This window comes from Gottfriedia sp. NPDC057948, assembly GCF_042887255.1.
In the GTDB taxonomy this organism is placed as follows: Bacteria; Bacillota; Bacilli; order Bacillales; family Bacillaceae_G; genus Gottfriedia.
Map to the genome: position 1 here is coordinate 570,085 of NZ_JBHVPN010000001.1, position 23,242 is coordinate 593,326.

At 34.9% G+C, this 23,242-nt stretch carries 22 protein-coding genes and 1 other annotated feature; all 22 genes read left to right on the plus strand.

Annotated elements, in window-relative coordinates:
* Positions 1-21: 21 nt before the first annotated feature.
* The 22 genes from ACFVRR_RS02670 (at position 22) to ACFVRR_RS02775 (ending at position 23,135) form a co-directional block, all read left to right on the plus strand.
* On the plus strand, positions 22-795 hold the full coding sequence (locus ACFVRR_RS02670; protein ID WP_387324383.1) for a YlmH family RNA-binding protein: 774 nt from the start codon (positions 22-24) through the stop codon (positions 793-795).
* Between the two features lie 89 nt (positions 796-884).
* Positions 885-1,373: a DivIVA domain-containing protein gene (locus ACFVRR_RS02675; protein WP_069035609.1), complete on the plus strand. Its 489-nt coding sequence runs from the start codon at positions 885-887 to the stop codon at positions 1,371-1,373.
* A 54-nt stretch (positions 1,374-1,427) separates the two neighbouring features.
* Positions 1,428-1,650 (plus strand) — a binding site (T-box leader).
* Positions 1,651-1,845: 195 nt separating this feature from the next.
* Positions 1,846-4,602: an isoleucine--tRNA ligase gene (gene ileS / locus ACFVRR_RS02680; protein ID WP_387324387.1), complete on the plus strand. Its 2,757-nt coding sequence runs from the start codon at positions 1,846-1,848 to the stop codon at positions 4,600-4,602.
* 168 nt (positions 4,603-4,770) lie between these two features.
* Positions 4,771-5,136 (plus strand): hypothetical protein, encoded by a 366-nt coding sequence (locus ACFVRR_RS02685; protein WP_387324389.1) that lies wholly within the window; start codon positions 4,771-4,773, stop codon positions 5,134-5,136.
* 115 nt (positions 5,137-5,251) lie between these two features.
* Positions 5,252-5,947, plus strand: a complete 696-nt coding sequence (locus ACFVRR_RS02690) for a CAP domain-containing protein (RefSeq protein WP_387324391.1) — start codon at positions 5,252-5,254, stop codon at positions 5,945-5,947.
* Positions 5,948-6,198: 251 nt separating this feature from the next.
* Positions 6,199-6,522: a TraR/DksA family transcriptional regulator gene (locus ACFVRR_RS02695; RefSeq protein ID WP_387324394.1), complete on the plus strand. Its 324-nt coding sequence runs from the start codon at positions 6,199-6,201 to the stop codon at positions 6,520-6,522.
* A 71-nt stretch (positions 6,523-6,593) separates the two neighbouring features.
* Positions 6,594-7,052, plus strand: a complete 459-nt coding sequence (gene lspA / locus ACFVRR_RS02700; RefSeq protein WP_069035614.1) for a signal peptidase II — start codon at positions 6,594-6,596, stop codon at positions 7,050-7,052.
* Positions 7,049-7,957, plus strand: coding sequence for an RluA family pseudouridine synthase (locus tag ACFVRR_RS02705; protein WP_387324396.1), 909 nt, complete (start codon positions 7,049-7,051; stop codon positions 7,955-7,957). The genes lspA and ACFVRR_RS02705 overlap by 4 nt, the downstream gene beginning before the upstream one ends.
* Before the next feature lie 186 nt (positions 7,958-8,143).
* Positions 8,144-8,686: a bifunctional pyr operon transcriptional regulator/uracil phosphoribosyltransferase PyrR gene (gene pyrR, locus ACFVRR_RS02710; protein ID WP_056471028.1), complete on the plus strand. Its 543-nt coding sequence runs from the start codon at positions 8,144-8,146 to the stop codon at positions 8,684-8,686.
* A gap of 137 nt (positions 8,687-8,823) precedes the next feature.
* Complete coding sequence (locus ACFVRR_RS02715) at positions 8,824-10,122, plus strand: solute carrier family 23 protein (RefSeq protein WP_387324941.1); 1,299 nt, start codon at positions 8,824-8,826, stop codon at positions 10,120-10,122.
* Between the two features lie 81 nt (positions 10,123-10,203).
* Complete coding sequence (locus ACFVRR_RS02720) at positions 10,204-11,115, plus strand: aspartate carbamoyltransferase catalytic subunit (RefSeq protein WP_387324398.1); 912 nt, start codon at positions 10,204-10,206, stop codon at positions 11,113-11,115.
* Positions 11,099-12,385 (plus strand): dihydroorotase, encoded by a 1,287-nt coding sequence (locus ACFVRR_RS02725; RefSeq protein WP_387324401.1) that lies wholly within the window; start codon positions 11,099-11,101, stop codon positions 12,383-12,385. Before ACFVRR_RS02720 ends, ACFVRR_RS02725 begins: the two co-directional genes overlap by 17 nt.
* Positions 12,382-13,482, plus strand: a complete 1,101-nt coding sequence (locus ACFVRR_RS02730; RefSeq protein ID WP_387324403.1) for a carbamoyl phosphate synthase small subunit — start codon at positions 12,382-12,384, stop codon at positions 13,480-13,482. Before ACFVRR_RS02725 ends, ACFVRR_RS02730 begins: the two co-directional genes overlap by 4 nt.
* Complete coding sequence (gene carB, locus ACFVRR_RS02735) at positions 13,467-16,679, plus strand: carbamoyl-phosphate synthase large subunit (RefSeq protein WP_387324406.1); 3,213 nt, start codon at positions 13,467-13,469, stop codon at positions 16,677-16,679. Before ACFVRR_RS02730 ends, carB begins: the two co-directional genes overlap by 16 nt.
* Positions 16,676-17,446, plus strand: a complete 771-nt coding sequence (locus ACFVRR_RS02740) for a dihydroorotate dehydrogenase electron transfer subunit (protein ID WP_097975559.1) — start codon at positions 16,676-16,678, stop codon at positions 17,444-17,446. The genes carB and ACFVRR_RS02740 overlap by 4 nt, the downstream gene beginning before the upstream one ends.
* Entirely contained in the window at positions 17,443-18,384 is a 942-nt protein-coding gene (locus ACFVRR_RS02745) for a dihydroorotate dehydrogenase (RefSeq protein WP_387324409.1), read from the plus strand. Before ACFVRR_RS02740 ends, ACFVRR_RS02745 begins: the two co-directional genes overlap by 4 nt.
* The gene (pyrF, locus tag ACFVRR_RS02750) at positions 18,356-19,069 is read left to right on the plus strand and encodes an orotidine-5'-phosphate decarboxylase (RefSeq protein ID WP_387324412.1); all 714 of its coding nucleotides are present in this window, start codon (positions 18,356-18,358) and stop codon (positions 19,067-19,069) included. Before ACFVRR_RS02745 ends, pyrF begins: the two co-directional genes overlap by 29 nt.
* Positions 19,066-19,704 carry an orotate phosphoribosyltransferase gene (gene pyrE / locus ACFVRR_RS02755; RefSeq protein WP_088013014.1) on the plus strand — a complete coding sequence of 213 codons (639 nt, stop codon included), beginning with the start codon at positions 19,066-19,068 and terminating at the stop codon, positions 19,702-19,704. Before pyrF ends, pyrE begins: the two co-directional genes overlap by 4 nt.
* A gap of 456 nt (positions 19,705-20,160) precedes the next feature.
* Positions 20,161-20,706: a DUF1572 family protein gene (locus ACFVRR_RS02760; protein ID WP_387324414.1), complete on the plus strand. Its 546-nt coding sequence runs from the start codon at positions 20,161-20,163 to the stop codon at positions 20,704-20,706.
* 389 nt (positions 20,707-21,095) lie between these two features.
* Positions 21,096-21,821 (plus strand): YiiX/YebB-like N1pC/P60 family cysteine hydrolase, encoded by a 726-nt coding sequence (locus ACFVRR_RS02765; protein ID WP_387324944.1) that lies wholly within the window; start codon positions 21,096-21,098, stop codon positions 21,819-21,821.
* Between the two features lie 395 nt (positions 21,822-22,216).
* Positions 22,217-22,846, plus strand: coding sequence for a hypothetical protein (locus ACFVRR_RS02770; protein ID WP_387324417.1), 630 nt, complete (start codon positions 22,217-22,219; stop codon positions 22,844-22,846).
* Positions 22,847-22,865: 19 nt separating this feature from the next.
* The gene (locus ACFVRR_RS02775; protein ID WP_387324420.1) at positions 22,866-23,135 is read left to right on the plus strand and encodes a hypothetical protein; all 270 of its coding nucleotides are present in this window, start codon (positions 22,866-22,868) and stop codon (positions 23,133-23,135) included.
* Positions 23,136-23,242 lie beyond the last annotated feature (107 nt).

The window sequence follows — 23,242 nt, forward strand, 5'->3', positions numbered from 1 at the left end:
ATGAAAAAGAGGATTGCATCGATGAGTATTTATGATCATTTTCGAAAAGAAGAGCATGTTTTCGTAGACAAGGTTCTCAGTTGGAAGGAAGAAGCAATTGAACGCTATTCTATTAAGTTGACAGATTTTCTTGATTTAAGAGAACAAATGATTATGCAATCAATTATCGGTAATCAAGGGGAGTGTTTTGTCGCCTTTTTTGGTGGTCGTGAGGATTGTGAACGAAAACGTGCGATTATTTATCCGAGTTTTTATACACCTGCTGAAGAGGATTATTCTTTAGTTGCATTTGACTTAGTTTATGCAACAAAATTTCACACTTTAACTCATCGACAAGTATTGGGAACATTAATGTCTTTAGGAATCACAAGAGGAAAATTTGGTGATATTCTAATTAAAAATGATATGATCCAATTAATTGTTGCTGATGAAATAGCAAGTTTTGTAGAAAGTAACTTAAATACTGTAGGAAAATCGCCAATTAAATTAATGAGAATTACATTTAAAGAATTGATTGAATCAGATGATGTTTGGCAAACTAATAATGGGACTGTATCATCACTAAGATTAGATGTCCTATTGAGTGAATTCTATAATATATCGAGACAAAAAGCACAAAGCTTAATTAAAGCCGAACACGTTAAGGTAAATCAGCGAGTTATTGATTCTACTTCGTTTTTATGTGAAGAAGGAGATTTATTCTCTGTCAAAGGTTTTGGTAGAGGAATGTTGATGACAATTGATGGCTTATCAAAAAAAGAAAAATGGCGGATAAACTACGGTGTTAAAAAATAGTCAGAAATTGTAGAAGGAAAAACGTAGAAACTGTCGAAATTTTATTATAACCTATTAATAAAGAACATACATACATGGAGGTGGCTTAATTGCCTTTAACACCACTTGATATTCATAATAAAGAATTTGGTAAAAGTTTTCGTGGCTATGACGAAGATGATGTTAACGAGTTTTTAGATCAAGTCATTAAAGATTATGAATTAGTTATTCGTGAGAAGAAACAATTAGAAGAACAAATTCTTGATATGAAAGAAAGATTAAAGCATTTTTCTACTATAGAAGAAACTTTAAATAAGTCAATTTTAATTGCGCAAGAAGCTGCTGAAGATGTAAAAGGTAGTGCCCAAAAAGAAGCTAAATTGATCATTAAAGAAGCGGAGAAAAATGCTGATCGTATTATCAATGAAGCTTTAATTAAATCAAGAAAAGTTACAATGGAATTTGAAGAGCTTAAAAAGCAATCGAAAGTTTTCAGAACTCGTTTACGAATGGCAATTGAAACTCAATTAGAAATGTTAGGTCATGAAGATTGGGATCATATTTTAGACGATAAAGAAACAGAAGAAATCGCAAACTAGTCGTATAAGCCTTGACGATTTGTAAAGTTTTACATATAATTTATTAGATATTATAGTAAATCGGTGACAGGGAAGAGTACTTCTATAAATCTAGGTAGCGAGTCAAGGATAGTGTAAGCTTGATATAGAAAATAGAAGGAAAATCACCCTAGAGTGCTTTTCTGAAAATGAGTAAGAAAAGACGGATCATTCACGTTACGAATGCTAAGTGGACAATAAGTTAATGAAATTTATTGTCAATTAGGGTGGTACCACGGGAACCTTTCTCGTCCCTTTTTGGGATGAGAAAGGTTTTTTGCGTCTTATCCGATTTATTATACATAATAGACAACTCCACTAATAAAAGGCTTGTAAGATGGATACAATGCGTTAATGTGGAATTTAAAAATGTAAAGTAAGCTGGTATAGAATAGTTGACTTGCCTAAAAAAGCTAGCTTTAGAACAATTAAGTTTAAAAATGGAGGAAAGCAAATGGAGTACAAAGATACGTTACTTATGCCAAAAACTGAATTTCCTATGAGAGGAAATTTACCTCAACGTGAGCCACAAATTCAAGAAGAGTGGAACAAAAAAGATATTTATGCAACTGTTCAAAAAAATAACGAAGGAAAACCGTCATTCATATTACATGATGGACCACCTTATGCTAATGGTGACCTTCATATGGGACATGCACTTAATAAAGTATTAAAGGATTTCATTGTACGTTTTTATAATATGAATGGATACCGTTCTCCTTACGTTCCAGGTTGGGATACTCACGGTTTACCGATTGAACAAGCATTAGCAAATAAAAAAGTAAATCGTAAAGAAATGTCAGTAGCAGAATTCCGTAAACTATGTGAAGAATATGCTTACGAGCAAGTAGAGCGTCAAAAAGAACAATTTAAACGTTTAGGAATTTTAGGTGATTGGGACCGACCATATATTACTCTTGAAAAAGAATATGAAGCTGAACAAATTAAAGTATTCGGTAAAATGGCTACTAAGGGATTAATTTATAAAGGTCTAAAACCAGTATATTGGTCTCCATCAAGTGAATCTGCACTTGCAGAAGCGGAAATCGAATACCAAGATAAGCGTTCAGCATCAATCTATGTTGCCTTTGCAGTTGAAAATGGGAAAAATGTTCTAAACGGTGGAGAGAAATTCATTATTTGGACAACAACACCATGGACAATCCCAGCTAACTTAGCTGTATGTTTACATCCTGACTTAAGCTATGATGTAGTATCTGTAAATGGTGACAAGTTTGTAGTTGCTAGTGAGTTAAGAGAATCTGTAGCAAAAGAACTAGGTTGGGAAGATGCAGTAGTTGAAAAGACTTTTAATGGTTCTGAACTTGAAGGAATCGTTTGTAAGCATCCATTATATGATCGCCAATCAGTTGTTATTTTAGGTGATCATGTAACAACTGACGCTGGTACAGGTTGTGTTCATACTGCACCAGGTCATGGTGAAGATGACTTCCGTGTAGGTCAACAATATGGATTAGAAGTGCTTTGTCCAGTAGATGAAAAAGGTGTTCTAACAAAAGAAGCTCCTGGATTTGAAGGTTTATTCTATGATGAAGCTAATAAAGAAATTACAAAAGCATTAGAAGAAAAAGGTGCTTTATTAAAATTACAATTTATCACACACTCTTATCCACATGACTGGAGAACGAAAAAGCCAATTATCTTCCGTGCAACAGCACAATGGTTTGCATCAATTGAAGCAATTCGTGAACAATTAATGCAAGCTGTTCAAGATACTACGTGGTTCCCAGCTTGGGGAGAAACTCGTCTATTCAACATGGTTCGTGATCGTGGAGATTGGTGTATTTCACGTCAACGTGTATGGGGAGTTCCAATCCCAGTATTTTATGCTGAAGACGGAGAGGCAATTATTACTGAAGAAACGATTGAACATGTTTCGAACTTATTTAAAGAGCATGGTTCAAATATTTGGTTTGAAAAAGAGGCGAAAGAATTATTACCAGAAGGATTTACACATCCTGGTTCACCAAATGGTAACTTCGCTAAAGAGAAAGATATCATGGATGTATGGTTTGATAGTGGTTCATCACATCAAGCGGTTTTAAACACTCGTGATGAATTATCTTTCCCTGCTGATATTTACTTAGAAGGTTCTGACCAATACCGTGGTTGGTTTAACTCTTCATTAAGTACAAGCGTTGCTGTAACAGGTCAAGCTCCTTATAAAGCTGTAGTAAGCCATGGCTTCGTTTTAGATGGAGAAGGTCGCAAGATGAGTAAATCAATCGGAAACATCGTTCTACCATCAAAAATTATGAATCAATATGGTTCAGATATTTTACGTCTATGGGTAGCTTCTGTAGATTATCAATCAGATGTTCGTATTTCTGACGCATTAATGAAACAAGTTGCTGAAGTATACCGTAAAATCCGTAATACGTTCCGTTTCTTACTAGGAAACTTAGATGGATTTAACGCAGAACAAGATGCTTTAAAATATGAAGAGCTACGCGAATTAGATCAATACATGCTAGTTAAATTGAACAACGTGGTTAAAACTGTTCGTGAATCATACGAGAAATACGAATTTGCTAATGTTTACCACACAATTCAAAACTTCTGTACAACAGAATTAAGTTCTTTCTATTTTGATTTATCAAAAGATGTTTTATATATCGAGCCAAAAACGAATAAAGATCGTTTAGCAATTCAAACAGTATTACATGAGTCATTACAAGCACTAACTCGTTTAGTTGCTCCAATTTTACCTCATACAGCTGAAGAAGTTTGGTCACATATGGCAGGAACTACTGTAGATAGTATTTTCTTAACTGAAATGCCAGACGTTAAAGATTTCGGCGATACTAAAAGCTTAGAAGATAAGTGGGAAAAATTCATGGATTTACGTGATAACGTATTAAAAGCACTTGAAGTTGCACGTAATGAAAAAGTAATCGGTAAATCTCTAACTGCGGCAGTTAAAATCTATCCTAATGCAGAAGTAGCTGAATTATTAATTTCTATAAATGAAGACTTCAAACAATTATTAATTGTTTCTCAAGTAGAAATTGCAAATAGCGATGATCAAGCTCCTGAAACAGCGCAAAAATTTGATACGTTAAGTATCGAAGTAACTCCTGCGACAGGTGAAACTTGTGAACGATGCTGGGTAGTTACAGAAGAAGTTGGAAAAGATGAAGCACACCCAACCCTTTGCTTACGTTGTGCTAGTGTTGTAAAAGATATGTAATCGTTAAAGTGTTTAAACGCACTTAAGAAAAGAGTCGAAAGATTAAACTTTCGACTCTTTTTTTAATTTTAGATTTGTATTAATATTTTTCAAAAATTGTAAAAAAGTATGTATTGGTGTATGTTATGTATACAGTACTAAAAATAAGATATAAGAGGTTAATACTTAATGAATTATGAAAATAATCCAAATTGGAATAAATTAACTGACTTAATGAAGAAGAGAGTAGATTTAAGGGAAAAAGGATACAGTTACCAAGAAATAGCTGACCTAGAACAGAAAAGTCGTTCAAGTATACAACAAAGTATCAAGCGATCATATTACCTTTTAGGAATAAAAGAACCAGATATTAAAGGAATCCTAAAAAAAGAAATAGATCAGTCTGTTCATATAGAAGGAATTAGGAATGAAATGCTTGAGGAAATGAGAAAACATGGAATTAGAGAATTTGTGAAAGAGTTTATTAAAAGAGATGATGTAAGAGAAATTCTTAAAGAAGAATATAGAAAAGAATTCGAAGATGAAAAAGGATGATCGTTAGTAAAATCTTCCTTTTTTTATTTTTAGGTTGTATGTATGTATGTGTTGATGTAAGATTGTTCTTGTAAGCGATAACAACAACTAAAAACAAACATTGGGGGAATACAATTTGAATAAAAACATCAAAAAAGTAACTCAAACAGTTTTAGGAATTGCGATTGCTGCGCCAATGGTTTTTGGATTCGGATCAACATTTGCTGGAGCAACTTCAGGTGCAGTAACTGCTACTAAAGTAGCTGTAAAAGACAGAGCAAGCAATTACGCTAAAACAGTTGGATATCTAGCTAAAAATCAAAAAATTAACTACTCAGGTTACAATAGATCATTTGTAAAAGTTAGCTATAAAGGTAAAACAAGATACATTCTTAAAAAATACGTAAAATATGTACCACCAACAAATACGACAACAACACCATCTAATCCGGCAACACCAGCAACACCATCTTCAAACCCATCTATACCAGCTAGCTCAAATTCCTCGATTCAACAACAAATTTTAGACTTAGTAAATATCGAGCGTGGTAAAGGTGGATTAAAGCCATTAACACTATCTAGCTATTTAAATGGAACAGCTCAAAGCTGGTCACAAACAATGAGTAATGCTAACAATATGTATCATTCAACATTAAGCTTTAATGGTGGTTATAAAGGTGAAAACATCGCACATGGTCAAACAACTGCAAATGAAGTAATGACTGATTGGATGAATTCACCAGGTCATAGAGCGAACATCATGAGCGCTAACTTTAAACAACTTGGAGTAGGTAAAGTAGGAACTTATTGGACGCAACAATTCACTGACTAATAATACTACTCAATCAATAATTGAAATTTTTGAAAGATATAAGGAAAACTCGCAAAAGGACATGGAGCCTAAGCGGGTTTTCTTTTTCTATTTAAAAAGAAAATCTATATTAAAGAGCAATTATTACTTTATATCACAATTATGAATGGAAATATCTTTAGCCATTTCCTTTAAAGGAAAAAGTTTCACCTATTATGGACTTCAGTTTGAGGGAAAAGTATTTATACATAAAAAAATTGGGAGTGAAGAAGATGAGGAGCAATGAAATTTTCTATATTAAACAAGAGCTTGAACTAATTAAAAATGAATTGCTACATCGTTTATTTTCTGAACCAATAAGTTCTACTGAAATTGAGCAGCATCATTCGATTTTCGAGGAGACAAATAAACACCATATTCTCGTTGAAGACATGCAAAATGATTTATATGATATTGAGATTGCCTTGCAAAAAATTGACCATGGATTATTTGGTTATTGTGAAGTGACTGGGCAAGCCATTCCAATTGAAAAATTAAAAGTGCTTCCAACAGGTCGAACGTTAGAGGATTTTAGTTTTGTAAGAAATCATTACTAATACTATTCATTGTATAAACCTTTCCCCTATGCTAAAATTTGATGAGATATCTAATAAGGTAGGGGATAAATATGGCATATATTATTGCGGTAATTGTCATTTTAATTGATCAACTGACAAAACTAGCCGTTTTAAAGAAGATGTATTTAGGAGAAAATATTGAGATTATAAAAAATATTTTTTACATAACATCACATCGTAATCAAGGAGCGGCTTGGGGAATGCTCCAAGGAAAAATGGGCTTCTTCTATTTAATTACTTTAGTCTTTGTGGTAGCAGTGATTTACTTTATCCAAAAGCACGCAAAAGGAGATCGTTTCCTTGGTTTATCTTTAGGATTAGTTTTAGGTGGTGCGATTGGTAATTTTATTGATCGATTCTTCCGTAAAGAAGTAGTTGATTTTATTCATGTTTATATTTTTAATTATGATTTCCCTGTATTTAATATCGCAGACTCAGCACTTTGTGTGGGTGTTATTTTATTATTTATTATTACTTTATTGGAAGATAAAAGAGGAGTTAAGAAATGACAGTTTTTGCTTTTACAGTTCAAGAGGATCAACATTTAGAAAGAATCGATACGTTTATTGCAACTCAAAATGATGAGTGGTCAAGGTCTCAAGTACAAACATGGTTAAAAGAAGATTTTGTGTTAGTGAACGGTGAAAAAATTAAACGTAATTATAAAGTAAAACAAGGCGATGAAATATCAGTTTCAGTACCTGATCCAAAGCCATTAGAAGTGATAGCAGAAAATATTCCACTGGAAATTTATTATGAAGATGCGGATGTAATTGTAGTAAATAAACCTCGTGGAATGGTTGTACATCCTGCATTAGGTCATGAAACGGGTACTTTAGTGAACGCTTTAATGTATCATTGTAAAGATTTATCTGGCATAAATGGTGTATTAAGACCTGGTATTGTACATCGAATCGATAAGGATACTTCAGGTTTATTAATGGTTGCAAAAAATGATGTAGCTCACGAGAAGCTTGCAGAGCAATTACGTGAAAAAACGACTGTACGTAAGTATATTGCAATTGTACATGGGGTAATTCCGCATGAGGAAGGCACAATTGATGCACCAATCGGGCGAGATAAAAGTGATCGTCAAAGTATGACGGTTACCGAAGAGAATAGTAAAGAAGCAGTGACTCATTTTAGAGTATTAGAGCGATTTGATGAGTTTACTTTAGTTGAATGTCAGCTTGAAACAGGCCGTACTCACCAAATTCGTGTTCATATGAAATACATAGGATACCCGTTAGCTGGTGATCCTAAGTACGGACCACGTAAAACAATAGATATAGATGGTCAAGCTCTACATGCAGCTGTTTTAGGATTTAATCATCCAAGAACAAATGAGTATTTGGAGTTTTCATCACCTATTCCAGAAGTACTAGAAAATATTATTGAACAATTACGCAGATAACTGTTGACAATGATCGTAACATAGGTCATAATGAGGACAGTTGAATGAACCTTTAACACAACCCCGTGAGGTTGAGAAGGAAGCGGAAAAATGAAAAGGGATAATTGTATCCTTTTGCGCTACCCTCTTGTCCATCGGGCAAGAGGGTTTTTTGCTTCTACACTATAAAAGTAGGAGGTAAGGTAAATGACTGAAAAAGCAATCATCTTAGACGAACTAGCAATCAGACGTGGTTTAACAAGAATTGCACATGAAATGCTAGAAAATAACAAAGGAATTGAAAATGTTGTTTTGGTTGGCATTAAAACCAGAGGTGTTTATCTGGCAAAGCGAATTGCAGAAAGAATTAAACAGATTGAAGGTAAAGATGTAATCATGGGCGATTTAGATATTACTCTTTATCGAGATGATTTATCGACAAAGACAGAAAACAAAGAACCATTAGTGAAGGGTTCAAATGTTCCTGTTGACCTAACAAACAAAAAAGTAATTTTAGTTGATGATGTGCTTTACACAGGTAGAACAGTTCGTGCCGCAATGGACGCTGTTATGGATCTAGGTAGACCGGCACAAATACAATTAGCAGTTTTAGTAGATCGAGGACATCGTGAGCTTCCAGTAAGAGCAGACTATGTTGGAAAAAATATTCCAACTTCGAGTAATGAAAAAGTAGTCGTAGCATTAAAGGAAACAGATGACCACGATAAAGTAAGTATATTTGAAAAATAGAAGTCCCTTTTAAATTTGGTCCAGAGAGGCTAACAAAGGGTCTAGTTAGTTGCTGCCTTATTGAAGCAACGCACTTGGACTCTTTGTGTACAATCACAAAGAGTTTTTTTATTGGGAAAATTGGAGGAAACAACATGATAAAACAAAAACCTGTCCTAGAGATAAATGAAAAACCGAATATAGGTCAATGGATTTTCCTAAGTTTACAACACTTATTCGCAATGTTTGGATCAACAGTGTTAGCTCCGATCTTAATCGGCATAAACCCTTCAATCGCACTAGTTTCAAGTGGGATTGGAACAATCGTGTTCATTCTAATTACAAGAGGTAAAGTACCATCTTACCTTGGATCATCATTCGCCTTCATCGCTCCGATGATCTACGCGAAAACAAATTTAGAACCTGGTGCAGCGTTCGTAGGAGTTTTCATCACAGGTATTATTTACGCAGTAATTGCACTAATTATTAACAAAGTAGGCGTGAAATGGTTATTCAGAGTATTACCACCAATCGTAGTTGGACCGGTAATTATCGTAATCGGATTAAGCTTATCAACAGTAGCGGTTGGAATGGCAATGAATGGGGCTAACCATAAATACAGCACAACATCAATCACAATCGCACTCATTACATTAGCAATTACAATCATAACAGCATTATTTACAAGAGGTTTCTTATCAGTCATACCAATCTTAGTAGGAATCATCGGTGGATATATTACATCAATCTTCTTTGGAGTAGTAGACCTCACAAAAATAGCAGAAGCAAAATGGATTGCAGTCCCAGATTTCTCAGTACCATTTGTTAACTACACACCACATGTCACATTCCAGTTACTAATCATCTTCGTACCTGTAGCAATCGTGACAATATCAGAACATATTGGACACCAAGTTGTACTAGGAAGTGTCGTAGAGAAAGATTTAATTAAAGACCCTGGATTAGATAAGTCATTATTCGGTGATGCAGTTTCAACGATGATAGCAGGCTTAATTGGAGGACCTACAACAACAACATACGGTGAAAACATCGGTGTTCTAGCAATCACTAGAGCTTATAGCGTATACGTATTCATAGGTGCTGCAATCTTGGCTATGTCATTTGGATTCATCGGAAAAATCTCAGCGGTGATTAGCTCAATCCCGACACCTGTAATGGGTGGTATCTCAATCCTACTATTCGGAATCATCGCTTCAAGCGGATTACGAGTACTAGTAGAAAACAAGACTGATTTTGCTAAACAACGTAACTTAGTTATCGCTTCAGTCATTCTAGTACTAGGAATTGGTGGAGCAGCAATACACATTGGTAAACAATTCGCATTAGAAGGAATGGCTTTATCAGCTTTAATCGGAGTTGTACTAAATTTAGTCCTACCTGAAAATATTGGTGGCGATCGTACAACTGAAAATAAGGACGAGAGCTTAACTTCATAATTGACAATTAAATGGGGAATTCTTACATTGATAAGACTCCAAAAAAATAAAACAGATGAAATTCATTTAGGGGGATGACGGATGAATCATTTATTAACCATGTCTGATTTAACAATTGAAGAAATTCAAGATTTGCTAGAACAAGCACAAAGCTTTGCAAATGGAGAAATAAGTAGCCTGAATCGTCAGACATTTGTTGCAAATTTGTTTTTTGAAAATAGTACGAGAACACGCTTTAGCTTTGAGGTAGCTCAAAAGAAACTTGGTCTTGAAGTTATAAACCTAGCTGTTGAAAGCTCAAGCATTCAAAAAGGTGAAACTTTATATGATACAGTTAAAACCCTTCAAGCAATTGGTGTTGAAGCAGTCGTAATTCGTCATACACAAGACGAGTATTTTCAAGAAATAAAAGATGCAGGAATGCCAATCCTGAATGCCGGCGATGGATGTGGAAATCACCCAACACAATGCCTACTAGACTTACTAACGATCAAACAAGAATTTGGAAGCTTCGAAGGATTAAAAGTAGCAATTGTTGGAGATTTAAGACACTCAAGAGTTGCACGCTCTAATGCTGAAGCACTAACTAGATTGGGTGCAGAAGTATACTTCGCAAGTCCTGATGAATGGAAAGATGATAACAATACTTATGGAACATATAAAAATTTAGATGAATTAGTCGAAGAAGTTGATGTCATGATGCTATTAAGAGTTCAGCATGAAAGACATGACGAAGAGACAAATCACATAATGGAAAATTACTTACAAAAACATGGCCTAACAGTTGAAAGAGCAGCAAAAATGAAATCTACAAGCATTATCATGCATCCAGCACCATTTAATCGAGATGTTGAAATTGCAAGTGAATTAGTTGAATGCAAGCAATCAAGAATCTTCAAGCAAATGGAAAACGGAGTATTTGTACGAATGGCTGTGTTAAAAAGAGCCTTACCAACAGTATGGGGAGAGATGAAAAATGAAGTACTTGTTTAAAAACGGTGTCATCTTACAAGAAAATGGTGAACTTCTAAATCGAGACGTATTAGTAGTTAATGGAAAAATCTCAGTAATTGCTGAAACAATCGTTGATGAAGATGCAAAACAAATTGAATTAGAAGGCAAATTGCTTTCACCAGGTTTAATAGATGTTCATGTGCATCTTCGTGAGCCGGGTGGTGAACATAAAGAGACAATCGAAACAGGTACGAAGGCAGCGGCAAGAGGAGGATTTACAACAATTGCTGCAATGCCAAATACTCGACCAGTACCAGATACAATCGAGCACATAAGCGCATTAAACAAAAAAATAGAAGAAACAGCAGTCGTAAATGTATTACCATATGCATCAATTACGATCCGACAAGCTGGTGAAGAGCAAACAGACTTTGAAGGCTTAAAAGAAAATGGAGCATTTGCATTCACAGATGATGGTGTAGGAGTTCAATCTGCTGAAATGATGTACAAAGCTATGCAAAAAGCAGCTGAACTAAATGTATCAATCGTTGCCCACTGTGAAGAAAACACACTGATTCAAAAAGGTTGTGTCCATGAAGGTAAGTTTTCAAAAGAAAATGGTTTAAATGGAATTCCTTCAATTTGTGAAAGTGTGCAAATTGCTCGAGATGTACTATTAGCTGAAGCTACAGGTTGTCACTATCATGTTTGCCATATCAGTACAAAAGAATCAGTAAGAGTTGTACGCGATGCAAAACGTGCTGGAATTAATGTAACAGCTGAGGTTTCGCCACACCATTTAATTCTTTGTGAAGATGATATCCCAGGCTTAGACACAAATTTCAAAATGAATCCTCCATTAAGAAGTGCAGTCGATCGAGAAGCATTAATCGAAGGATTACTTGATGGAACAATCGACATGATTGCAACAGATCATGCACCTCACACAGAAGAGGAAAAAGCTCAGGGAATGCAATTAGCACCGTTTGGAATTGTAGGGTTAGAAACTGCTTTTCCATTATTAAACACTCATTTTGTTGAAACGGGCAAAATGACTTTACAACAAGTAATAAACTTTTTAACAACTAAACCTGCTGAAGTTTTTAACTTAAACAGAGGGAAAATTGAAGTTGGAGCAGTAGCAGACCTAACTGTAATCGACTTAAATTTAGAAGAGGAAATCGATTCAACAACATTCCTTTCAAAAGGTAAAAACACTCCATTTAATGGTTGGAACTGTAAAGGTTGGCCAGTAATGACAATGGTAAATGGCAAATTAGTATATGAAAGAGAGGAACTAACAGTATGATGCGTCAATTAATATTAGAAGACGGAACAGTTTTTGTAGGAGAAGGATTTGGTAGCGAAGTTGAAACAACAGGAGAAATCGTATTTACAACAGGTATGACAGGATATCAAGAGGTATTAACTGACCCATCTTACTGTGGACAAATCATAACGTTCACTTTCCCTTTAGTAGGGAACTATGGTATCAACTTAGAGGATTTTGAAAGCATCGTACCAGCAGTTCATGGTTTAATTGTAAAAGAATATGCTGAGCATCCATCAAATTTCCGAAACAAAATGAGCTTGGATCAATATTGCAAAGATAAAGGAATTCCAGGTTTAGCAGGAATCGATACACGTATGTTAGTGAAAAAGCTTCGTGAAGTTGGAACGATGAAAGGTAAATTCTGCAGCATGGAAGCAAATGTTGATGAAGTAGTTGCAGAACTAACAAATACACCACTATTTACAAACCATGTTGAGCGAGTTTCAACACAAAAACCTTATAGAAGTCCAGGTAGAGGACACAGAGTAGTATTAGTAGATTTCGGTATGAAGCATGGTATCTTAAGAGAATTAACAAACCGTAAGTGTGACGTTACAGTTGTACCTTATAACGTCTCAGCAAAAGAAATATTCTTGCTAGCTCCAGATGGAATTATGTTAAGTAATGGACCTGGTGATCCAAAGGATGTTCAAGTAGCAATCGAAATGATTAAAGAAGTAGTAGGTAAAGTACCATTATTTGGAATTTGCTTAGGTCACCAATTATTCGCTCTAGCAAATGGAGGAAATACTTCAAAGCTTAAATTCGGTCACCGTGGTGCGAACCATCCAGTTAAACATTTAGAAACAGGAAAAGTAGCAATCACTTCGCAAAACCATGGTTATGCAGTAGAAACGGATTCAATCGAAGGAACTGATTTAGAAGTAACACATGTTGCACTAAATGATGGAACTGTAGAAGGACTTAAACATAAGATTTACCCAGCATTCACAGTACAATACCACCCAGAAGCATCACCTGGACCAGAAGATGCAAACTATTTATTTGATGAATTTATTAGCATGATGGAAGCACAGAAACGAGAGGGGAACTTACAATGCCAAAACGCGTAGACATTCAAACAATCTTAGTAATCGGATCAGGACCAATCGTAATCGGTCAAGCAGCAGAATTTGACTATGCTGGAACACAGGCTTGTCAGGCATTGAAAGAAGAAGGATACAAAGTAATTCTAGTAAACTCAAACCCTGCAACAATTATGACGGATGTACAAACAGCAGATAAAGTATACATCGAACCACTAACAGTAGATTTCGTTAGTCGAATCATTCGTAAAGAACGCCCAGATGCACTTTTACCAACATTAGGAGGTCAAACAGGACTTAACCTAGCGGTAGACTTAGATAAATCTGGCGTGTTAAAAGAGTGTGGAGTAAAAATTTTAGGAACGACTCTAGAAGCAATTAACCGTGCAGAAGACCGCGACTTATTCAGAACATTAATGAACGACTTAAGCGAGCCAGTACCAGAAAGTGAAATCATTCATACTTTAGAAGAAGCATATGACTTCGTAGAAGAAATTGGCTACCCAGTTATCGTAAGACCTGCCTTTACTCTTGGAGGAACAGGCGGTGGAATTTGTAATAATGAAGAAGATTTAAAAGAAATCGTAGCTAGCGGATTAAAAAATAGCCCAGTAACACAATGTCTATTAGAGAAAAGTATTGCTGGTTTTAAAGAAATCGAGTATGAAGTAATGCGTGATGCAAATGACCATGCGATTGTAGTATGTAACATGGAAAACATCGATCCAGTTGGTGTTCATACAGGAGATTCAATCGTAATCGCTCCTTCTCAAACATTAAGTGACCGCGAATATCAAATGCTACGAAATGTATCATTAAAAATCATTCGTGCTTTAGGAATTGAAGGTGGATGTAACGTACAGCTTGCACTTGATCCAGATAGCTTCCAATACTATGTAATCGAAGTAAATCCACGTGTATCACGTTCAAGTGCGCTTGCTTCAAAAGCAACAGGCTATCCGATTGCAAAATTAGCAGCAAAAATCGCAGTAGGCTTAACATTGGATGAAATGATTAACCCAGTTACAAAGAAAACATATGCTTGCTTCGAGCCGGCATTAGACTATATTGTATCAAAAATTCCACGCTGGCCATTTGATAAGTTTGAAACGGCAAACCGTCAGTTAGGAACTCAAATGAAAGCAACTGGTGAAGTAATGGCAATCGGTAGAACACTTGAAGAGTCATTATTAAAAGCAGTACGCTCTCTAGAATTAGGAATAAGTCACATCGAGCTTAATGCAGTAAAAGAACTGACTAAAGAAGAAATGATTACTCGCATGGCAAAAGCTGACGATGAAAGACTTTACATTGTTGCTGAAGCAATGAGAACAGGTATGACGTTAGAAGAAATTCACGATATTACAAAAATTGATTTCTTCTTCCTACACAAAATTGAAAACATCATAAAAATGGAAAAACAAATTAAAGATAACCATTTTGAACTAGATGTACTTTTAAAAGCTAAGAAAATGGGCTTCAGTGATGATTACATCGCATCACAATGGAATGCTACAAATAAAGAAGTATACGAATTTAGAAAACAAAACCAAATCATTCCAGTATATAAAATGGTTGATACATGTGCGGCTGAGTTTGAATCTTCAACTCCATACTTCTACGGAACATACGAAATCGAAAATGAATCAATTGTAACGGATAAGAAGAGTGTAGTAGTTCTTGGCTCTGGTCCAATCCGAATCGGTCAAGGGATCGAGTTTGACTATGCAACAGTACACTGTGTAAGAGCAATTAAAGAAGCTGGATACGAAGCGATTATTATAAACAACAACCCAGAAACAGTTTCAACTGACTTCAGTATCTCAGACAAACTATATTTCGAGCCATTAACAATTGAAGACGTTATGCACATTATCGATTTAGAAAAACCGATGGGAGTAGTAGTTCAATTCGGTGGTCAAACAGCAATTAACCTTGCAGGTAAATTAGTAGAACGTGGTGTAAAAATTCTTGGAACTTCACTTGAGGATTTAGATCGTGCTGAAGACAGAGACAAGTTTGAAGAAGCACTTCAACAATTAGGAGTACCACAACCTCTAGGTAAAACAGCAATGACACCTGAAGAAGCAGCAAACATCGCTGATGAAATTGGTTATCCAGTATTAGTAAGACCATCATATGTACTAGGTGGACGTGCGATGGAGATTGTATACCACCGCGAAGAGATTCTTCACTACATGCAAAATGCAGTTAAAATCAATCCAGAACATCCAGTATTAGTAGACCGTTACTTAACTGGTAAAGAAATTGAAGTAGATGCAATCTCTGACGGAATCGATGTATACATCCCTGGTATTATGGAGCATATCGAACGTGCTGGAGTTCACTCAGGAGATTCAATCGCAGTATACCCTACACAAAATGTATCACAAGCTGCGAAGGAAAAATTAATCGACTATACAATTAAACTTGCAAAAGGCTTAAATATTAAAGGATTACTTAACATCCAGTTTGTTGTAACAGATAAAGATGAAGTATTCGTACTAGAAGTAAACCCAAGATCAAGCCGTACAGTACCATTCTTAAGTAAAATTACAAATGTACCAATGGCGAATATCGCAACAAAAGTTATCTTAGGTCAAACATTAGCTTCATTTGGATATGCAACAGGCTACCACCCAGAAGAAAATGAAGTATATGTAAAAGCACCAGTGTTCTCATTCGCTAAACTACGCTCAGTAGATATAACATTAGGCCCTGAAATGAAATCAACTGGAGAAGTAATGGGTAAAGATGTAAGTCTTCAAAAAGCATTATACAAAGCACTAATTGCTGCGGGAATGCAAATCCCAACACACGGTTCAGTCATCATTACAGTAGCTGATAAAGATAAAGAAGAAGTAGTAAATATCGCAAAACGCTTCCATGAAATTGGATTTACAGTATTCGGTACAGAAGGAACTAAAAATCATTTAGAAAACCACGGTGTACCAGTAAAAGCGGTAAACAAAATTAACGAGCATGAAGACAATATGCTAGATATGATCAAGCGTGGGGATGCACAGTTTGTAATCAATACATTAACAAAAGGTAAAAAACCAGCTCGTGATGGATTCAGAATTCGTCGTGAATCAGTTGAAAACGGAGTAGTTTGCTTAACTTCACTAGATACAGCAACTGCAATATTATCAGTAATTGAAAGCTTAACATTCTCAACTTCTGCACTACCAAACAAAGAAATGAAGGCTGGCGTATTAGTATGATAAAAAAAGAACTCATGACAATTGTCTCAAACAGAGAAATTGCCCATCAAATTGTCGAAATGACATTAAAAGGTGAACTAGTTCAGGAGATGCATTCTCCTGGGCAGTTCGTCCATATAAAAGTGACTGGTGGACTAACGCCACTATTAAGAAGACCAATCAGTATATGTTCGATCGACAAAGAGAAAAGTGAGTTCACGATGATATTCCGCGCAGAAGGTGAAGGAACGAAGCTTTTAAAAGAAGCAAGCGTTGGACAACAAGTTGATGTATTAGGTCCTCTAGGTCAAGGTTATGATGTTGAAACTCTTTCAGAAGGAGATACAGCACTACTAGTTGGTGGTGGAATTGGCGTACCTCCGATGTATGAACTTTCGAAGCAATTTAAAGCTCGTGGTGTAAATGTAATACATGTGTTAGGATTTGCATCAAGTAATGTAGCTTTTTATGAAAAAGAATTTTCAGAATTAGGACCAACTTTTATGGCAACTGTAGATGGAACTCTTGGTACGAAAGGCTTTGTAACAGATGTAATTCGTGAAAAAGAGCTTCAATTTGATCAATACTTTGCATGTGGTCCAACTGTGATGTTAAAGGCTCTACAGCAGCAGTATAAAGGTACGAAGGATGGCTATATATCACTTGAAGAACGAATGGGCTGTGGAATCGGAGCTTGTTTCGCATGTGTATGCCATACTGAAGACGGGTCATATCGTAAAATTTGTAGCGATGGACCAGTATTCCAAGCTGAGGAGGTAGTACTATGATTTCATTACAAACAAAACTTCCTGGCTTAGATTTAAAAAATCCTATTATGCCAGCTTCTGGTTGCTTCGGATTTGGTAGAGAGTTTGCAAATCTTTACGATCTAAGTATTCTTGGAGCTATTATGATAAAAGCAACAACAGTTGAAACACGATACGGAAATGAAACACCTCGAGTAGCTGAAACTCAGGCGGGGATGTTAAATGCGATAGGACTTCAAAATCCTGGTTTAGAAAAAGTAATTAACGGTGAATTAAAATGGTTATCAAATTTTGATGTACCAATCGTTGCAAATATTGCTGGATCAACTATTGAAGACTATGTAACAGTCGCAAAAGAAATTTCAAAAGTAAGTAATGTAAAAGCACTGGAATTAAACATTTCTTGTCCAAACGTAAAATGTGGTGGGATTGCATTTGGAACGGATGCTGCAACAGCGGCTGAAGTAACTAAGAAAGTTAAAGAAGTAAGCGAAGTTCCGCTATACGTAAAATTATCTCCGAATGTAACGAATATTGTTGAAATCGCAAAAGCAATTGAAAATGCAGGAGCAGATGGTTTAACAATGATCAATACATTACTAGGGATGAGATTAGATTTAAGAACTGGTAAACCAATTCTAGCTAATAAAACTGGTGGATTATCAGGTCCTGCAATAAAACCAGTAGCGATTCGAATGATTCATGATGTGAGCCAAGTAGTAAACATCCCAATCATTGGAATGGGCGGGGTTATGAATGCAGAAGACGCACTAGAGTTTTTCCTAGCAGGAGCAAGTGCTATCGGTGTAGGTACAGCGAACTTTGTTGATCCATTTGTTTGTCCAACAATCATTGATGAACTACCTGAAGTGCTACAAAAATATGGTTATCAGTCAATTGAAGAATGTATTGGAAGGAGCTGGAAACAACATGTCATCACAAGTGGTCATCGCGCTTGATTTTTCATCAAAAGATGAAGTAATGAATTTTGTAAAAAAATTTCAAAAGTCTCTATATGTAAAGGTAGGGATGGAGCTATTTTACAAAGAGGGTCCAGCGATCATAAAGGAATTAAAAGAATTAGGACATCAAATCTTCCTAGATTTGAAACTTCATGATATTCCAAATACAGTAAAACATGCAATGAAAAATATCGCATCTCTAGAAGTAGACATGGTTAATGTTCATGCAGCTGGTGGAACGAAAATGATGAAGGCAGCATTAGAAGGGCTAGAAGAAGGCACTCCAGATGGTAAAAAAAGACCTTTACTAATTGCAGTAACTCAACTGACAAGCACTTCAGAAGAACAAGTAATCCATGAACAAGGAATATCTTCTTTACAGGATTCGATTAAACTATATGCTGCTATAACAGAAGAAAGCGGTCTTGACGGTGTAGTTTGCTCTCCACTTGATGTAGAGTTAGTTCAAACAGCAGTTAAAGGTGAGAACTTCCTTACTGTAACACCGGGTATTCGCCTAGCAGACAATAGTGTAGATGATCAAGTACGTGTAACAACTCCAGCGAAAGCTAGACAATATGGAAGTAGCTATATTGTAGTAGGACGCAGTATTACAAAAAGCGAAAATCCAGTAGAAGCATATGAAGAAGTAATTGCACAATGGGAGGGCGTAACAATATGAAAAAAAATATCGCAGCAAACTTATTAAGCATTGGGGCAGTAAGCCTTCAACCTGAAACACCATTTACATGGGCATCAGGAATCAAATCTCCAATCTATTGTGATAATCGCCTTACTCTTGGCTATCCAGAAATTCGTAAAAACATTGCAAAAGGCTTAGTAGAACTAATCCAAACTAAATTTGGTAACGTAGATGTAATCGCTGGAACTGCAACTGCTGGAATTCCACACGCAGCATGGACAAGTGATTTAATGGAATTACCAATGGTTTATGTACGTAGCTCTGCAAAAGGCCACGGCAAAGGAAATCAAATCGAAGGTCCAATTAAAACTGGACAAAAAGTAGTGGTAGTAGAAGATCTAATCTCAACTGGCGGCAGCGTAATAACATGCGTTGAAGCTTTACGCGAAGCGGGCTGCGAAGTACTAGGAGTAGTCTCAATCTTCACATACAATCTACCAGCAGCAGTAGAGAAGTTCGATGCAAACGACGTAACTTACTATTCTCTAACTGACTATGACACACTAGTAGAAGTAGCAAAAGAACAAGGCTCAATTGAAGCAGAGCATGTAGCAAAACTAACTGCATGGAGAAAAAATCCACAAGATGCTAGTTGGATGACTGTTGAAGTTTAATACTTAGAATAAAAGATGACTTTTTTGAGTCATCTTTTTTTTGTGGGGTGAATTTGGGATTCAGATAAATAATTTGGAGCGCAATTAGAAAGTAGACTGCACCGGAAATGGCAAATAGAATTGGGCCATCGCAATTAAATTTGATAATAGAAATTAAAAAACGGAAACCGTAAATAAAAATAGTAAAATCGCTAATTAACCATAAAAGTCACATTCAACCGACTGCTCCTCAATAGAAAATTCATATAAAAGAAGCTTATAAACTTAAAAATCACCTATAATGATCAGAATTCACAAGAAAAATCATACAAAATGATAACCTTTCACCTGAAAATCTAACGAAATTACTGTTCTTTCACATCTTATACCCAAACAAATTATTTGATAAATAATTAATAAGTTTTTAAACTATTCATAAAATTGATTGAAAGAAACTTTAAAATTGGAGGGTCAAGTATGTCAATCGCAAAACAATTTCTTTCGAATAGTTTAAAGGAATTCAAAGGGATAAAAAATCTTGGTGATCGTTCGATGGATCAGCTAAATAATGAGGAGTTACACATACAACCATCTAGTGAATCAAATAGTATTTCCATAATTGTAAAGCATTTGAGTGGTAATATGATTTCTAGATGGACGGATTTTCTTACGACTGATGGTGAAAAACCATGGCGAAATCGTGATGTTGAGTTCGAGGGGATTTACCAATCAAAAGATGAGTTATTAGCTGATTGGAATAAAGGATGGAATGTTGTTTTTAACACGCTAAAGAGTCTACAAGAAGAAGATGTATTAAAAACCATTAAAATTCGTGGTGAAGATCATACTGTTTTACAAGCAATACATAGACAAATTAGTCATTACGGAAATCATATTGGTCAAATTGTTTATATTGCTAAATTAATAAAAAATGATGAATTTAAGAGTTTGAGTATCCCAAAAGGAAAATCTCAAGAATTCTTAGAGTACAAACTGAATGAAACAAATAAATCTACGACTTAGGTTGTAGATTTTTTTACGCATAAAGAAAGTATAAATTTGCAGCGGTGAAGCAAGCTCCTCGTAGTAGCCAATTTTAGTAAAAATATAATTGCAACTACACCCTCTGTCTTTGCCTAAAAACTCTCAAATTCGCGAGTTTTCTTTAAAAATTACTAGCTTTATCTTTCACTTCACTCTGTACTATGACGGATTGAAGTGTGTTTATCCAAATTTCAAAAAGTTAAAAAGTGTCACAAAAGAGACTAAAATTTAGTAAATATTAGTAAACTTTTCCTTATATAATATTCTTGTATAGAATTGTGAAGAATGATTCGACAGTAAAAATAATAAACAACACTTATCACTCTCTATTTCAAATACAGAAAATATTTGTAAAAGGAGATGTTTAAATTAAAAAATTAATCGGAGTAAGTGTCTTATCTGCAAGTTTAGTCCTTTCTATCACACCTATTAGCTATGCTAATACAAACGACTTACCTTATGTAAAAGTAATTTTAGCATTACAACCTAATGTTTCAGAAAAAGAATTGTTAAAGGATGTAGAATCCATTTCTAAAAACACTGGTGATACGCAAGAAGCTATATTAAAACAACTTTTTAGTGAACTTAAACAAGACGAAGCTCAGGGATTGTCAGAAAAAAAATTGCAAGCTAGAGGGGGCGGTGGTGGTACTGATTCTGTTGGAAAAGGAGTAAAAGGCCAGATTTACTATACGGCATCACAAACTGCTTATTTAAATCATGGACATGTAGGAATGTATTATAGTGCTGAAAAAGTAGTCGAATCTGTTCCAAAAGTGGGAGTTCGAAAATTAGATTACTTAAAAAGACTAGTAGACAAAGGTGATGCACAAGTCAAATCCGTTAACACTACAACTGCTAAACGAAATGCAGCTGCCGATTGGGCAAACAGTCGAGTAGGTAAAGATGACTATTCTTACAATTTCGCAAATAATCGTAATACAAGTCATACTGGTGATAAAAATTGTGCAAAGTTAGTATGGTCTGCATATAAGTTAAAAGCTGACTTAGATTTAGATAAAGACAAAGGATCAGGTGTATATCCGAGGGATGTTCGTGATGCAAAAGATACAACTCTAGTCCGTAAAATATAAATTTTATAAGGCGATAAGTTGAATAGTTTGACTTATTGCCTTTTGGAGTAGAGGAAATTTTGTCGTCAGTAAAAGGGAAATCAGTTCATTCTTATGATTTTAAAATATTGAAATAAAAAAAGGAATTATTATTTTATAAATGAACATTGTTTATATTTAAATACAAACAAAAAAATAATAGTTACCTTCTAGTATAGTCTAGGAAAAAAATGAAAAGAAAAAATAAATAGATCATACTATGTTTAACTTGCTTACTTGTTATTTTCAGTTGTTATTTTATTGTTAACAAGATTAGAGTTTCTCCAAATATAGTAAAAGAGGAGACCATTCGTAAGAGTAACTTTTTAGATGATAAACAAGCCGTCTTATATTATTCTTCTACTGCGGATCAAGATATGGATGATAGAGGGATTAGTATCGCGATCTTTGTTGATGATGAAGGTGTTGCTAGAGGGTATAAAATGAAAGGATTAGAACTTGGTAGTGTTGGGTTAGGAGAATCTGACCTTTTATTAGAGGATAAGGAAACACTACGTTTAATTGGGAATAAATATAAAGAAGTTAAAATGAAGTATCAACATACAGGGGAAATAACAGGATATTTAAGAAGTTCAAATCTTTATTTTACTATTTTTAATTCAGGTTTTGTAAAAAATGGTTATGCCTCAAATGTTTTATATGGAAATGACAAAGGATTTAAAAAAGGAAATATCCCCCATTATATTTATACATCGGGTGTAGATAAAAATGACATAATTATTTTAACAGAAGATAATGAGACTTGTCATTTACGTAAAGTTGGTTTCGACGACAACAAACTAAAAATAAAAGATTTAACTCAGCTTAAAAAGCGATCTGGTTATAACAGCTACGGTCCTAGGTCACAGATTGTTAGTGATGAAAATTATTACTACATTGTACTTGGGGAAAGTAAACAAGAGAATTTGAAGGATGAGAATGAAGTACTAGTTCGAATAAATAAAAAAACATTAAAGCAAGATATGATCACATCTTGTTTCCTATAAAAATAAAACCATCAATCAATTGAATGCAACAAGTCCTTACAGCCTTGATCATTCAATCTATATTTATGGAAAAGAGCTTTTCTTCGCAAATGGATTAGGGGATGTTTACACAGTTGACACTACTAGGAATATAGTAAAAAAGAAATTTACGATTGAAAGTCCACGAAAAGGTCCGTATCGCTATGGAGAACAAACATATTTCAAAAATGATTCAATGTTTGTGGTAAGGTATGATTCAAAAAAGAAAGTTAAATATTATTTTGAACAATATTCTTTAGAAACTGGTTAAAAGACAAAGGTAGTTCAAATGAATGGAGTAGAGGAAATTTTGTCGTCAGTAAAAGGGAAATCAGTTCATTCTTATGATTTTAAAATATTGAAATAGAAAATGAAGCA